Below are 13,425 nucleotides of genomic sequence, written 5' to 3' on the forward strand. Positions count from 1 at the left end.
CACATGGGCGCGACCTACACACCGGGCACATCGTCCCGCACCCGACACGGCCTCATCGCCGTGATTGCCATTCGTCAGGCGAAGGCCATGCGCGAACGCCGCGAACAGGAAAAGGCCGATCGCGAGGCGAAGACAGCGGCGACGGCCGAATCGAAGCCGAAGAAACGCGGCTGGTTCCGCTAGCTGACCTTCGGCGCCCGGATCAGCAGCGCCTGCCCGGCCAGCACCAGCAACAGGCCAATCAGCGCCGTCCAGCCGAAACGCGCATCCTCGAACAGAACCGACACCAGCATGGCGATCGGCGGCGTCAGGGCGGAGATATAGCTGGCCAGGGCATACCCCCGCGCCCGGGCCACCGCGAAATAGACCAGGAAGGCCACGACCGATCCGAGGATCGACAGGTGCGCCAGTGAGATCAGATAGCCAGGCGACAGGTCGATGGTGAACTGCGCGCCGGTGACCAACCCATGGATCACCAGCATCGCCGTCCCATAGGCCATGGCCCAGCCGGTCTGGGGCAGGATGGCCGTCCCGAGCTGCTGACCCTTCCACGAATAGTAGTTGCCGACGGCGGAGCTCATGACCGCGAGCACCGCAAGACCGATACCCGTCAGGGCGCGGGCGTCGAAGCCGGCTCGCATCGCCTCTCCGCCGGACAGCACCGCGACCCCGACGATGCCGAGCGTCGCCCCGATCCAGGCCTCCCGCGACGCGGTCTGGCGCACCACGACGCGGAACAGCACAAGGTTGAGGAAGGCCAGCGAGGCGAAGACCACGGCGACGATGGCCGAGGTGACATGCCCCTCCGCCGCATAGGTGAAGGTGTAGGAGATGGCGAAGACGAAGGCCCCCTGCCCCAGCGCCGCCAGATGCTGACCCCTGGTGAGCGTCAGCGACCGGCCGGTGAGCGCGCAGCCGACGAGAATGATCAGGGCCGCCAGGCCGAACCGCCAGGTCAGGGACGCCACCGCATCGACCGTGCCCAGCTGCCAGGTGATGGCGTACCAGGTCGTGCCCCAGATGACCGCGCAGAGCACTACGCCGGCGACGGCCAGAACGCCGGCGGATGGCCGACGCAGCTCGGAAAGGGTCAAGGCGGGCTCACGGAAAGGCAGGGAGAGGATTGCCCGACATGCGCTCCCGACGGGACCGGTGCAACACCGATCCCGAAGACTGCTGACAAGTCCGGCTTATGTCAGGCGCGAAGCTTCAGCGCCGCCCGGTCGGCCTCGGGCACGGCGGCGTAGACGGTGGCCGGACGGATGCCCAGCCGCGCTCTGGCGGTCTCCAGCGGCTCGGAGAACAGGGCCTCATAGTCCAGGCCCGGCAGCCACCGGGCCCGGCGTCCGTTCGCCCAGGCCTGCAGGACGGCCCGCCGCGCCGGGATGGACCGCTTCTCGCGCTGGATCTCGCGCGCCGCCCCGTATCCGATGAAGCCAAAGCCGAGATTGTGGGTCTGGGCATAGGAGAAGCTGACCACGCAGGCCTCGCCCAGCGCATCAGTGCCGTAGCCGGTCAGCACATGCCAGATGTCGTGCACGTCCCGGAGCCGGCGCGAGTACCAGACGACCGGATGCAACGCGTCGATCTCGGGGGCTACCTCCCGCGCGGTCTCGGCCAGACCGTCCGCGGTAAAGCCCCTCGCCTCGCGGAATGCCTTGTATTCAGCTCCGACCGTCCCCGGCCCGAACCGCGCCAGCCAGACCGGATCGTCCAGTTTCAGCGCCAGCTCGTCGCGCAGGAAGGCCTGTCGTCCGCCCTCGACCGTCTTCAGCAGCCGGTTGTAGCCCTTCGCGCCCGACTGTCCGGTCAGAGCCCGCATGATTTCGAACACCTGGGCGGTGTCCTCCTTGTCGCGGATCAGCTTGCGGAAGGCGCGAAACGCCCTCATCGGCCGCATGCGCTGCGGCTTCAGCACCTCGAAATCGTCGGGGTAGACGGCGGCGTCCATCGTCATCGAAAACATCCTGCTCGAACTCGCGTATCCTATCGCAACCCACCGTCCTCTCAAAGCCGTTCCGCCGGAGATCCCGTGCTCAAGAAACGCTCCGTCGTCCTCGCCGGCCACGCCACCTCCGTGGCGCTGGAACCCGAGTTCTGGGTTGTGCTCGACCGGATGGCGAACGCGCGCGGGCTGAGCCACGCCGGCTTTCTGACCTGGGTCGACGAGACGCGCGGCCGTCGCCCCCTCGCCTCGGCCTGCCGGCTTTTCGCTCTTGAGTTCGCGGCGTCAGAAACGGTCATTGTCGAACCCTGATATTCAGGCGCAGGGTGGCCGCCTCAACAAGGGGTAACCGCCGTGCAGATCGACCGCAGTCTCATTCCACCCGCCATCATCGGCGGCCTCATCGCCCTGGGCCTGATCGGGGCCGGGATCGCCGTCGGCGGGGGCGTGGTCAACGCCAATACCGGCAACCGTCAGGTCACCGTCCGCGGCGTCGCCGAGCGCAACGTCACCGCCGACCTGGCCATCCTGTCGCTGCGCTTCACCGTGGCCGGCGAGGAACTGCCGGGCGTCCAGGCCCAGATCGACGGCGACCTGACCAAGGTCCGCACCTTCCTGCGCCAGCAGGGCTATGGCGACGACATCATCACCATCGGTCGCCTCGAGGTCACCGACACCCAGTCGCAGAGCTATGCCCCCTCGGACGGCACGCCCCACTATATCGTGGCCCAGAGCGTGACGGTGCGGACCACGGACGTCGCCCGCGTCGCCCAGACCGAGCGCGCCCTGAACGATCTGGTGCGTCAGGGCGTCCTGCTGGACTTCACCGCCCCGACCTATGTCTTCACCAAGCTGAACGACGTGCGGCCGGAGATGATCGCGGAGGCCACCGCCTCGGCCCGCTCGGGCGCCGAACAGTTCGCCAAGGATTCCGGCGCGCCGCTGGGTCCGATCAAGCAGGCGACCCAGGGCTCGTTCGAGATCCTCGCCCGCGAGGACGTCGATTCTGAATCCACCTCGCTGGACAAACGCGTCCGCGTCGTGGCCACGGTGACCTACCAGCTGCGCTAGGACGCCGCGAAAAGAAGAACGCCCGCCGGTGATCCCGGCGGGCGTTTTCATGTCAGTTCGAAGGAGCGGGCCCCGGAGCCGGGAGCGTTGGCGGCTCCACATTCGGAAGATCGGGCATCTTCGGCGCTTCGGGCAAGGACGGCAGGTTCACGTCGACATCGACGTTGGTGTCCGCCGCCTCGGGCGTGGAGAGGCCGCCGCCGTTCCAGACGAAGAAGGCGATGACCGCGACGACGACCAGCAGGCCGCCGACGATGAAGGCCATGGCGCCGCCTCCGCCGCGCCGTTCCGGCTGCACGTTCACGGTCGTCTGACGCGGGGGCTCGACGACCACGACGCGTTCGGGGGGCATGTTCGGATCGGTCATGCGATCAGCCCGCCTTCGGAACGGCCGGCGCTTCAACCGACGGCAGGTTGACGTCGACGTTCACGTCCTTGGTGTCACCGCCCATGCCGCCGCGCGCGAAGACGAAATACGCCACGATCGCCAGAACGACCACGACGGCGCCGACGATGAAGGCGAGGCCCGTGTTGCCGCCGCCGCTGTTTGTATTCTCAGCCATTGGTTTTCCCTCTCAGAAGCTTCCCCTGAGCCGACCAAACTCCAGCCACGCTTGCCGGTTCCGGAAGACGACGAGACGGAGGGCCTGACTTTGGCTCATGTGCTCATTATGTTCTCCGAATCCCGCCCGCCTTCGAGACCGCCCGCTTGACCGACTCTGTGCCCGCACCGCGTATCTCCGACCTTGCCCGTTCGCGCGGTCCAGGCGGCGTCGCACATGAGACGCCCGACTATCTGGGCGGCCTGAACCCCGAACAGCGCGAGGCCGTCGAGACGACCGAGGGCCCGGTGCTGGTCCTCGCCGGCGCCGGCACGGGCAAGACACGCGTCCTGACCACCCGCCTCGCCCACATCCTCGCCACCGGTCGCGCCCGGCCGTGGGAGCTGCTGGTCGTCACCTTCACCAACAAGGCCGCGCGCGAGATGCGCGAGCGGATCACCCATCTGATCGGTCCCTCGGCCGAGGGGCTGCGTTGGCTCGGCACCTTCCACTCGGTCGCGGCCCAGATCCTGCGTCGCCACGCCGAACTGGTCGGGCTGAAGTCGACCTTCACCATCCTCGACACCGACGACCAGGAGCGGCTGCTGAAACAGCTGCTTGAGGCCGCCAACATCGACACCAAACGCTGGACGCCCAAGTCGCTGGCCGGGCTCATCGACCACTGGAAGAACCGCGGCTGGACGCCCGAGAAACTGCCGCCCGGCGAGGACTTCGCCAACGGCAAGGGCCACACCCTCTACGCCGCCTACCAGTCCCGGCTGGCGACGCTGAACGCCTGCGATTTCGGCGACCTGTTGCTGCACAACCTTACGATCCTGTCGAAACACGCGGACATCGCTGAGGAATATCGCAAGCGCTTCCGCTACATCCTGGTCGACGAATACCAGGACACCAACGTCGCCCAGTACCTGTGGCTGAGGCTGCTGACCTCCTCGACCGGCAATGTCTGCTGCGTCGGCGACGACGATCAGTCGATCTATGGCTGGCGCGGCGCCGAGGTGGACAACATCCTGCGCTTCGAGAAGGACTTTCCGGGCGCGAAGATCGTCAAGCTGGAGCGCAACTATCGTTCGACCAGCCATATCCTCGGCGCCGCCTCCGGCCTGATCGCCGCCAACCGCGACCGCCTCGGCAAGACCCTGTGGACCGAGGACCAGACCGGCGACAAGGTGCGGGTGCGCGGCGTCTGGGACGGCGACGCCGAGAGCCGGCTGATTGCCGACGAGATCGAGACGGAAAAGCGAGAGGGCATCAAATACAAGGACATGGCCGTCCTTGTTCGTGCGTCGTTTCAGATGCGCGCGTTCGAGGAGCGGTTCGTCCTGCTGGCCATCCCCTATACGGTCATCGGCGGCCCGCGCTTCTTCGAGCGCGCCGAGATCCGCGACGCCCACGCCTATCTGCGCCTGATCCAGTCCGAAGACGACGACCTGGCCTTCGAGCGGATCGTCAACGTGCCCAAGAGGGGCATCGGCGAGACCAGCGTGCAGAAGATCCTCCAGATCGCCCGCCACAACGGCGTCTCGGCCATGACGGCTGTGCGCGACCTCATCACCTCCGACGAACTTCAGGCCCGCACCCGCACCGCCCTCTCGACCTTCGTGCGCGACCTCGACCGCTGGCGCGCACTGGCCGCCGACACCCGCCACTGGCTGCTGACCGAAACCGTGCTGGAGGAGAGCGGCTATACCGACATGCAGAAGGCCGACCGCGTTACCGGCCCGACCCGCCTGGACAACCTCAAGGAACTGACCCAGGCGATGCAGTCGTTCGAGACCCTGGGGGCCTATCTCGAACACGTCTCCCTGGTCATGGACCTGGATCGCGGCCCGTCGTCGGACGCGGTGCAGATCATGACCCTGCACGGGGCAAAGGGGCTCGAGTTTCCGCTGGTCTTCCTGCCGGGCTGGGAGGAAGGCGTCTTCCCGTCCCAGCGCAGCATCGACGAAAAGGGCGAGAAGGGGCTCGAGGAGGAACGCCGCCTCGCCTACGTCGGCGTGACCCGCGCCAAATCGGACGCGCGGATCTCGTTCGCCGCCAACCGGCTCGTCTACGGGCGCTGGACCTCGCAGCTGCCCAGCCGCTTCGTCGATGAACTGCCCATCGCCCACGTCGAGGCCGAGAGCGACACCGGCTACTACGGCGCCTCGGCCGGCATGAAGGAGGCGAAGTCCCGCTGGGACGACGCGCCCTCCTTCGGAGCCGGCTACACCTCCCCCGGCTGGCAGCGCGCCCAGGCCGTCACCGCGTCGCGCGCGCCCGGCGCCCGCCTCGCCCGCAACACCGTCATTGAAGGCGAAGGCCGCCTCGTCGCCACCGCCGATCCCAAATCCGGCTCGGGCTTCACCAAGGGCCAGCGCGTCTTCCACCAGAAATTCGGCTACGGCTCGGTGCGGGTGATCGAGGGCAACAAGCTGACGGTGGAGTTCGAAAAGGCCGGCGAGAAGAAGGTCATCGACACCTTCGTGGAGAAGGCGGAATGAGGCTGAATCCGGCCGGAGCCAGATGATTGCCACGCGTGTCCTGCAAGGGGCTGAACTCGCCGGCGTGCTTGACGACGTGGCGCGGCTCCGCATCGCTGTCTTTCGCGACTGGCCCTACCTTTATGACGGGGATCCGGATTACGAGCGGCGCTATCTGGAGCGCTATCGCATCTCACAGGACGCGATCGTAGTCGGAGCCTTCGACGGCGGCACCCTGATCGGGGCCGCCACCGGGACGCCTATGGAGGATCACGCGACGGAGTTCGCGGCGCCCTTCGCAGAGATCGGCCTCGCCCTTTCGGACGTCTTCTACTGCGCCGAATCCGTGCTGTTGCCGGCGTATCGGGGCCGGGGCCTCGGCCACGCCTTCTTCGACGCCCGCGAAGCGCATGCGCGCGATCTGGGCCGTCGTTACGCCGCCTTCTGCGGCGTGCGGCGCCCCGCCGACCATCCGGCACGCCCTCAAGCCTGGCGGACGCTGGACGCCTTCTGGCGCGCCCGCGGGTACGAGCCGCTCGACGGCGTAGTGGCCAAATTCTCGTGGAGGGATCTCGGCGACGCGACCGACACGATGAAACCCCTGCAGTTCTGGATCAAGTCGCTCTGAGTTCCCTGGGCGCGCCTACGCAGCAGGCTCGTCGTTCGGCATCCCGACGTTTCCCTCGAACCTGCCGAGCCGGCCGGTTTTCGTCCAGCACGCCCTTCCCCCGACCCGGCTTTCCAATCACAGTGCATTTTCAAGAGCCTGGGGAGGGCTAGCCATGTTCCGGATCATCGCCATCGGCCTGACGGCCGTCGTTCTGTCCGCCTGTCAGCCTGCACCTGAACCGGCAGCGGCCGTTGCCCCGCCCGGGACCACCGCCACCGCCACTGCTGCCGCTGCGACGGATCAGGCCGCCCAGGACGCTGTCTGGGCCGCGCTCGAGGAGCGCTACCTCGGCATGGAGACTGTCCCGACCGATCCGATCGAGGAACTCGAGTGGCGCGAGGTCCACTGCAACTTCCTGGGCGGAGAGATCGGCGGCGATCCCGAACAGGACAAGGCCGTCAACGCCCGCATCGAGGAGATCGGCTGCTTCCGGCAACTCGAGGACGCCCAGGCCTTGCGCGCCACGCGCATGACAGACACCGCGGCGGTCGCCCGCCTCGACGCCTACATTTCCCGTCACGACGGAGCATAGTTCGATGTTCCGCAGTCTCGCCATCAGCCTGACGGTCCTCCTTATCGCGGCCTGCAAACCCGTTTCCGAACCGGCCCCTCCGGCTGCCCCCGCCCCGGCGGCGCCGACGGCCGGCGTAGACGCCTGGACGGCCGAGCAGGACCGCTATCTGGCGGTCAACGTCCAGCCCTCCGACCCGCTCGAAGCCGTGATGTGGCGCGGCGTCCGCTGTGACTTCCTCGGCAGCGAGTTCGGCGGCGACAACTCCGAACAGGATCGCGCCATCAATGCCAGGATGGACGAACTCAGGTGCGGCGACGAACTGCTAGCCGAGGTCCGCGTGTTGCGCGACGCCCGGAGCGGCGACCCTGCCGTGGTCGCTCGCCTCGACGCGCTTCTCTCGCGCTATTGAGACTGACGGAACGCACTGAGGCCCCGTCCGCGACGGACCGGACGGGGGTCGCTCCTGTCTGTCTTTCCACAGTCGAGATTTCGCGTCACGCTGGTCGTTCAGTTCGCAGAGGGAAAGTCCGCCATGTCTCGTGTGATCGCGATCGGCCTCGCATCCGCCGTCCTCGCCGCCTGCCAGCCGGCGGCAGAGCCCGCCGCCCCGGCGACGGCCGCAGCCGCCGCATCCGCCGAGACGGCTGCGGTGGCCGCCGCGGCGCCAGCGGCCCCGACCGTTGAACCCATCGTCGCCCTTGAGGCGCGGGCGGCGATCTGTCTTCGCCTGATGGACGCCGCCGAAGCCGCCGGAGCGATCAGCGCCGAAACCGAGGCAGCCATGGAGGCCGCCAGCTGTGACACGCTGTTCACCGAGGGTCGGGCGCTCCGGGACGCCAACCCGGCCCTCGCGCCGCGTCTGGATGCTGCGCTCGAACCGCTCGACTGAGCCGGTTCCTAACGGTTCGTTAGCCGACGTCGCAGACCCTGCGGGTCGTGCGACCGTCCGGCGAATCCCCTGACCTGATCGACCCCGGTCCGCCCCTGTGGGAACAGGCGGCGGCCATCGTCGTGATCATGATGCTGACCCAGGCCTTCATCGGCCCGGTCTTTGCGCCCAGCCAGGAAGAGACGCCGATCCTGCGGCTCGTCTGGTTGCCGGTCTATGCCGTGATCGCCGGCCTGATCGCCCTGCGTCCAGCGGTTCTGGTCCGCGCCTGGCCGGCCTGGCTGATCCTGGCGGTGCTGGTGCTTCAGGCCTTCGCCTCGAAATGGTGGTCGATCGATCCGGGCGTGACCCAGAGGCGGGTCATCGCCATGGCCATCTCAAGCGCCTTCGCCATCTATCTGGGCGTGGCCTTCCAGGGACGCCACCTGCCGCGCATGCTGATGCTGGCCTCGCTGATCATGGGGCTGGGCAGTCTGGTCATGGTCTTCGTCAACCCGACCATCGGCGTCCACCAGCTGGAGAACGCCGGCCTGTGGCGTGGTCTCTGGTACGAGAAGAACCAGATGGGTCTGGTCATGTCGGCCGGGGCCGTGGCCGCCGCCGCCTGTCTCGCCTCCGGTGATCAGCGACGACGGCTGCCCGCCATCACCCTGGCCGTCTGCGCCGTGCTGGTGCTCGCCACCCAGTCCAAGACCTCCCTCCTCTGCCTCATGCTCGGCGTCGGGGCGGTCGGGGGACTGTGGGCGATGAAGCGCGGCGGCGCGGCCTTCTCCATCGTCGCCCTCTGGTTCGGCGTCGTGCTGACGGCGGGCGCGGCCTATGTCTTCATCACCGACCCGGCCATGGTGCTGACGGCCTTGGGCAAGGACCCCTCCCTGACCGGCCGGACCGACATCTGGGCGGCCCTGATGCGCGAGGTCGCCGAACGACCATGGACGGGCTTCGGCTACCAGGCCTTCTGGGGTCGCGAATCCGTGCCCGCCGCCTTCATCCGCGCCGAGACCCAGTGGCCGGTGCCTTCGGCGCATAACGGCTGGATCGATCTGCTGATCCAGCTGGGCTGGCCCGGCGCGATCACGGTGGGCATCACGGTCGCCGTGGCCACTGTCGTCTCCGTCTTCCGCATTCCGAGCTCGGGGGCGCGCGAAGGCTATTTCGCCATCGGCTATCTGCTGGTCTTCCTGCTGCTCAGCCTGTCGGAGAGCGTGCTGCTGAGCCACGCCAACCTGCCCTGGACCCTGCTGCTGGCCATCCTGGCGCGCGCCCTGGCGTTCGAGCCCGATGCCGTCCGTGCGCCGCTTGCTACAGGGCGGTCACGGGCCTACCAGACGGCTCCCCGAATCGCCGCACACTCCGCCCATGCCCGCGTCCACCGTCCCGTCCCTGTTCGATGACATGCCCGAAGCGCCGAAGCCGGCGGCTGCGGAACCCAAGCCCGCGCCCGCGCCCGAACCGGCCCAGGAACCTGCGCTGAAGCCGCAAGCCGCCGCGCCCGCACAGCCCGTCGCACCGCACGTCCCCGGCAGCTATTCCGCCTCCTCGATCGAGGTGCTGGAAGGGCTGGAGCCCGTCCGCAAACGCCCCGGCATGTATATCGGCGGCACCGACGAACGCGCCCTGCACCACCTGTTCGCCGAAGTCCTCGACAACGCGATGGACGAGGCCGTCGCCAAGCATGCGAAGCTGATCACCGTCGACCTCGACGCCGACGGCGTCCTGTCGGTCCGCGACGACGGCCGCGGCATTCCGGTCGATCCCCACCCCAAACATCCGGGCAAGTCGGCGCTGGAGGTGGTCATGACCGTCCTCCACTCGGGCGGCAAGTTTTCCGGCAAAGCCTATGAAACTTCGGGCGGTTTGCACGGCGTCGGTGTCTCTGTCGTCAACGCCCTGTCGGACGTTCTGGACGTCACCGTCTGGCGTGACGGGTTCGAGTGGAAACAGTCCTTCTCGCGCGGGATTCCGCTCGGCCCCATCCAGCAACTCCAGCCCTCGAAGAAGAAGGGCACCCTGATCCGCTTCCATCCGGATGCGGAGATCTTCGGCGTCGGCGCGGCCTTCAAGCCCGCCCGCCTGTTCCGCATGGCCCGGTCCAAGGCCTATCTGTTCCGCGGCGTGGAGATCAAATGGACCTGCGCGCCGGAACGGATCACCGACGCCACGCCCGAGACCGCCACCTTCCACTTCCCCAACGGCCTGGCCGACGCCCTGTCCGAGCGGATCGGTGAACTGGAGACCGTCACACCGACCTTCTCGGGCCGCGTCGAACGCAAGGGCGAGACCGGCGCCGTCGAATGGGCCGTGACCTGGTCGCCCATCGGCTTCGGAGAGGCCGACGGCTTCGTCCAGTCCTATTGCAACACCGTCTCGACGCCCGACGGCGGCACCCATGAGGCCGGCTTCCGCGCCGCCCTGGTGCGTGGCCTGAAGTCCTATGGCGAACTGACCAACGAGAAGCGCGCGACCCAGATCACGGCAGAGGACGTCATCGCCAACGCCGGCGCCCTGATCAGCGTCTTCATTCGCAATCCCGAGTTCCAGGGTCAGACCAAGGACCGCCTGTCGTCCGCCGACGGCCAGCGTCTGGTCGAGGCCCTGCTGCGCGATCCGCTGGATCACTGGCTGACCGAGAACCCGCGTCAGGCCAACACCCTGCTCGGCTTCATCATCGAGCGCGCCGAGGACCGTCTGCGTCGCCGCAAGGACAAGGAAGTCCAGCGCGCCCAGGCCACCCGCAAGCTGCGTCTGCCCGGCAAGCTCTCGGACTGCTCGCGCCAGTCGGCCAACGGCACCGAACTGTTCATCGTCGAGGGCGACTCGGCCGGCGGCTCCGCCAAACAGGCGCGCGACCGTCAGACCCAGGCCATCCTGCCCCTGCGCGGCAAGATCCTGAACGTCGCCTCGGCCACGGCCGACAAGCTGCGCCAGAACATCGAGCTGTCGGACCTCACCCTCGCTCTCGGCGTCACCCCCGGGCCGCGCTTCGACATCGATGCGCTGCGCTACGAGCGCGTGGTGATCATGACCGACGCCGACGTCGACGGGGCCCATATCGCGGCCCTGCTGATCACCTTCTTCTATCGCTCGATGCCCGAGGTGATCCGCCAGGGCCGGCTGTTCATGGCCCTGCCCCCGCTCTACCGGATCAGCGCCGGGCCGTTGTCGGAATATGCCCGCGACGACGCTCACCGCGACGAGCTGATCGCCACGGTCTTCAAGGGCAAGAAGACCGAGATCGGCCGGTTCAAGGGTCTCGGCGAGATGATGGCCTCCCAGCTCAAGGAGACCACCATGGACCCGAAGAAGCGCACCCTGGCCCGCGTCACCGTCCCCGAGAGCGAAGACGAGATCGAGGACCTGGTCGAACGGCTGATGGGCAAGAAGGCCGACGCCCGCTTCCGCTTCATCCAGGACAATGCGCAGTTCGCGCAAGCCGATCTGGACGTCTAGGCGGCGACCGCCTCGCGTGGCGCCAACCCGGCCAGCTTGAGCTTCAGTTGGGCCCGCAGGAACCACAGCGCCACCAGGCAGTGGATCGCCACTGAGGTCGCTGACAGCCACCAGATGTACTCCAGCCGCGCCCAGGGCTGGGCCGACAGCCAGATCGCCGGGACTGCGAAGGTAATCAGCCGGCTGAAACTGCCCCACAGCGCCGGCCGGGTGTCGCCCAGCGCCTGGAAGGTCCCCGAGGCTGTGAAGATCAGCCCGGTGGCCAGGAAGTTGAGCGAGGCGATGCGCAGGAACATCGCCCCCACGTCGATCACCGCCGGATCATGGGCGAAGACGGCGATCATGGCGTGCGGCCAGACCTGGCAGACCAGGGTCAGCACCAGCATCAGTCCCGACGACAGCACCGCCGCATCCCTTACCGTGCGTAGCACGCGATCGGCACGGCCCGCGCCGAAGTTCTGGCCCGCCACCGGGGCGACCGCGAAGGACACCGCCATGGCCGGCAGGAAGATGGACTGCATGACCCGCGCGCCGACGCCGTATCCGGCCTGGGCCTCGCTGCCGAACTGGCGGATGACACCGTAGACGACGGCGGTGATGACGAACATCAGCAGGAACTCGCCCGCGGTCGGCAGGCCGATCCCCACGATCCGGCGGCACACGCTCCAGTCGGGTTTCGGCAATTTCAGCGGATGGGCGATCAGGGTCTGGGACCGGCCGAACACGAACAGCATCCCCAGGAAACCGACCCCCGCCGCGATCGAACTGGCCAGCCCCGCGCCGAAGACGCCGAGCGGGATACCAGTGCCCCAGCCCGCGATCAGCACGGGCGCCAGGATGGCGTTGAGGACGACCGTGCCCGACTGCAACAACATGGTCGGCCGCGCCACGCCTGCCGCGCGCAACGCCGACCCCATGGCGTTGGTCGGGAAGCTCAGGGCCAGCGCCGGCAGGAAGCCGAACAGATAGGCCTTGCCCATGGCCGTGGTCTCCGCGTCCGCCGCGATCGACGCCAGAGCCGGTTCGGTCGCCAGATAGCCGACGACGAGGGTCGCCGCGCCCAGGCCCAGCGACAGGATCATCGACTGGCGATAAACGCCCTCAGCAGCGCCGAAATCCTTCGCCCCGATCGATCGCGCGATCAGCGACAGGGCCCCGACTCCGACCATCTGCGCCAATGCCAGGCTGAGGAAGAAGGCGTTCCCCGCCAGCCCCACGCCCGCGATCGCCGCAGCGCCGAGGCCCGCGACGAAGTACAGGTCGACGATGAAATAGAGGGTCTGGAACACGAGGCCGATGCCGATGAACCCGGCCATCCCCACCAGTTTCCCGGTGATCGATCCCTGAGTCAGATCCTGTTGCATCGCGTCCTCCCCGAACTGCGGTCGATCGCAGTTTTGCGGGATGGATTTATCCGGGTGTTATTTGCGCGTCAATATTGCCCGGGCAATATATCTACCGCCCGCGCTGCAAGACGTTGGTCACCCGGCGTCCCAGCGGATCGCGTGACACCCAGGTTTCGCCGACGCCGGCCTGAATCATCGGGGAGCAGAAGCGCGAGATCATCATGAAGGCCGGGCGAATGCCGTTCAGGCAAACCCGTTCGCCCTCGACCCGCCAGCGCGCCGCCAGCCGTCGCCCATCGGAGAATTCAGCGGAATAAGAGCCGTCCTGATCGAACCAGTGCTTGACCCAGCCGCCGTCCGGATAGCGCGACACAACGGTGTTTCCGAAGGTCTCGTCGATTTCAGCCGAGGCCGTCATCGGGGCCGCTACGGCGGCCGCCAGCGCCAACGCGCCGATCCATTTCCTCATGCCCTGACCTCACGCGGCATCCCAATCCCCAGGACCAATATTAACG

Annotated in this window: 16 protein-coding genes; 10 read left to right on the forward strand and 6 right to left on the reverse strand. The window is 67.8% G+C overall.

The window, feature by feature from the left end:
- The first annotated feature begins 3 nt into the window (after positions 1-3).
- Positions 4-183, forward strand: a complete 180-nt coding sequence (locus ACW17Y_RS08770; RefSeq protein WP_492035341.1) for a hypothetical protein — start codon at positions 4-6, stop codon at positions 181-183.
- Here ACW17Y_RS08770 and ACW17Y_RS08775 read toward each other — a convergent pair.
- Both ACW17Y_RS08775 and ACW17Y_RS08780 read right to left on the reverse strand, forming a co-directional pair.
- The gene (locus ACW17Y_RS08775) at positions 180-1,094 is read right to left on the reverse strand and encodes a DMT family transporter (protein ID WP_492035342.1); all 915 of its coding nucleotides are present in this window, start codon (positions 1,092-1,094) and stop codon (positions 180-182) included. The genes ACW17Y_RS08770 and ACW17Y_RS08775 overlap by 4 nt on opposite strands.
- 101 nt (positions 1,095-1,195) lie before the next feature.
- A complete protein-coding gene (locus tag ACW17Y_RS08780) occupies positions 1,196-1,957 on the reverse strand; it encodes a Coq4 family protein (RefSeq protein ID WP_492035343.1) in 762 nt (253 codons plus the stop codon).
- Between the two features lie 75 nt (positions 1,958-2,032).
- Between ACW17Y_RS08780 and ACW17Y_RS08785 the strand changes: the two genes are divergently transcribed.
- Both ACW17Y_RS08785 and ACW17Y_RS08790 read left to right on the forward strand, forming a co-directional pair.
- The gene (locus ACW17Y_RS08785; RefSeq protein WP_492035344.1) at positions 2,033-2,257 is read left to right on the forward strand and encodes a ribbon-helix-helix domain-containing protein; all 225 of its coding nucleotides are present in this window, start codon (positions 2,033-2,035) and stop codon (positions 2,255-2,257) included.
- A gap of 42 nt (positions 2,258-2,299) precedes the next feature.
- Positions 2,300-3,016 carry an SIMPL domain-containing protein gene (locus tag ACW17Y_RS08790; RefSeq protein ID WP_492035345.1) on the forward strand — a complete coding sequence of 239 codons (717 nt, stop codon included), beginning with the start codon at positions 2,300-2,302 and terminating at the stop codon, positions 3,014-3,016.
- 52 nt (positions 3,017-3,068) lie between these two features.
- Here the strand turns inward: ACW17Y_RS08790 and ACW17Y_RS08795 are convergent, their stop codons facing one another.
- Both ACW17Y_RS08795 and ACW17Y_RS08800 read right to left on the reverse strand, forming a co-directional pair.
- Positions 3,069-3,383: a hypothetical protein gene (locus ACW17Y_RS08795; RefSeq protein WP_492035346.1), complete on the reverse strand. Its 315-nt coding sequence runs from the start codon at positions 3,381-3,383 to the stop codon at positions 3,069-3,071.
- A 4-nt stretch (positions 3,384-3,387) separates the two neighbouring features.
- The gene (locus ACW17Y_RS08800) at positions 3,388-3,579 is read right to left on the reverse strand and encodes a hypothetical protein (RefSeq protein ID WP_492035347.1); all 192 of its coding nucleotides are present in this window, start codon (positions 3,577-3,579) and stop codon (positions 3,388-3,390) included.
- A 119-nt stretch (positions 3,580-3,698) separates the two neighbouring features.
- On the opposite strand from ACW17Y_RS08800, the gene ACW17Y_RS08805 reads away from it, so the two are divergent.
- The 7 genes from ACW17Y_RS08805 to parE all read left to right on the forward strand — a co-directional run bounded on the left by ACW17Y_RS08805 (position 3,699) and on the right by parE (position 11,564).
- The gene (locus tag ACW17Y_RS08805) at positions 3,699-6,062 is read left to right on the forward strand and encodes a UvrD-helicase domain-containing protein (RefSeq protein WP_492038270.1); all 2,364 of its coding nucleotides are present in this window, start codon (positions 3,699-3,701) and stop codon (positions 6,060-6,062) included.
- Positions 6,063-6,084: 22 nt separating this feature from the next.
- A complete protein-coding gene (locus ACW17Y_RS08810) occupies positions 6,085-6,669 on the forward strand; it encodes a GNAT family N-acetyltransferase (RefSeq protein ID WP_492035348.1) in 585 nt (194 codons plus the stop codon).
- 154 nt (positions 6,670-6,823) lie between these two features.
- Positions 6,824-7,243, forward strand: a complete 420-nt coding sequence (locus ACW17Y_RS08815; protein ID WP_492035349.1) for a hypothetical protein — start codon at positions 6,824-6,826, stop codon at positions 7,241-7,243.
- A gap of 4 nt (positions 7,244-7,247) precedes the next feature.
- Positions 7,248-7,634 (forward strand): hypothetical protein, encoded by a 387-nt coding sequence (locus tag ACW17Y_RS08820; RefSeq protein WP_492035350.1) that lies wholly within the window; start codon positions 7,248-7,250, stop codon positions 7,632-7,634.
- 123 nt (positions 7,635-7,757) lie between these two features.
- Positions 7,758-8,114, forward strand: a complete 357-nt coding sequence (locus tag ACW17Y_RS08825) for a hypothetical protein (RefSeq protein WP_492035351.1) — start codon at positions 7,758-7,760, stop codon at positions 8,112-8,114.
- A gap of 47 nt (positions 8,115-8,161) precedes the next feature.
- Complete coding sequence (locus ACW17Y_RS08830) at positions 8,162-9,508, forward strand: O-antigen ligase family protein (protein WP_492035352.1); 1,347 nt, start codon at positions 8,162-8,164, stop codon at positions 9,506-9,508.
- Entirely contained in the window at positions 9,474-11,564 is a 2,091-nt protein-coding gene (gene parE / locus ACW17Y_RS08835; protein ID WP_492035353.1) for a DNA topoisomerase IV subunit B, read from the forward strand. Before ACW17Y_RS08830 ends, parE begins: the two co-directional genes overlap by 35 nt.
- On the opposite strand, the gene ACW17Y_RS08840 is transcribed toward parE, so the two are convergent.
- On the reverse strand, positions 11,561-12,928 hold the full coding sequence (locus ACW17Y_RS08840; protein WP_492035354.1) for an MATE family efflux transporter: 1,368 nt from the start codon (positions 12,926-12,928) through the stop codon (positions 11,561-11,563). The genes parE and ACW17Y_RS08840 overlap by 4 nt on opposite strands.
- A gap of 91 nt (positions 12,929-13,019) precedes the next feature.
- Complete coding sequence (locus ACW17Y_RS08845; RefSeq protein WP_492035355.1) at positions 13,020-13,379, reverse strand: hypothetical protein; 360 nt, start codon at positions 13,377-13,379, stop codon at positions 13,020-13,022.
- Positions 13,380-13,425: the final 46 nt, after the last annotated feature.

The sequence above is a fragment of the Brevundimonas sp. AVps7 genome, from assembly GCF_058681545.1.

Coding starts and splice junctions, on each gene's coding strand:
- parE (WP_492035353.1), top strand. CDS start 9,474: ATGCCCGCGTCCACCGTCCCGTCCCTGTTCGATGACATGCCCGAAGCG.
- ACW17Y_RS08780 (WP_492035343.1), bottom strand. CDS start 1,957: ATGACGATGGACGCCGCCGTCTACCCCGACGATTTCGAGGTGCTGAAG.
- ACW17Y_RS08800 (WP_492035347.1), bottom strand. CDS start 3,579: ATGGCTGAGAATACAAACAGCGGCGGCGGCAACACGGGCCTCGCCTTC.
- ACW17Y_RS08810 (WP_492035348.1), top strand. CDS start 6,085: ATGATTGCCACGCGTGTCCTGCAAGGGGCTGAACTCGCCGGCGTGCTT.
- ACW17Y_RS08840 (WP_492035354.1), bottom strand. CDS start 12,928: ATGCAACAGGATCTGACTCAGGGATCGATCACCGGGAAACTGGTGGGG.
- ACW17Y_RS08795 (WP_492035346.1), bottom strand. CDS start 3,383: ATGACCGATCCGAACATGCCCCCCGAACGCGTCGTGGTCGTCGAGCCC.
- ACW17Y_RS08820 (WP_492035350.1), top strand. CDS start 7,248: ATGTTCCGCAGTCTCGCCATCAGCCTGACGGTCCTCCTTATCGCGGCC.
- ACW17Y_RS08845 (WP_492035355.1), bottom strand. CDS start 13,379: ATGAGGAAATGGATCGGCGCGTTGGCGCTGGCGGCCGCCGTAGCGGCC.
- ACW17Y_RS08825 (WP_492035351.1), top strand. CDS start 7,758: ATGTCTCGTGTGATCGCGATCGGCCTCGCATCCGCCGTCCTCGCCGCC.
- ACW17Y_RS08815 (WP_492035349.1), top strand. CDS start 6,824: ATGTTCCGGATCATCGCCATCGGCCTGACGGCCGTCGTTCTGTCCGCC.
- ACW17Y_RS08770 (WP_492035341.1), top strand. CDS start 4: ATGGGCGCGACCTACACACCGGGCACATCGTCCCGCACCCGACACGGC.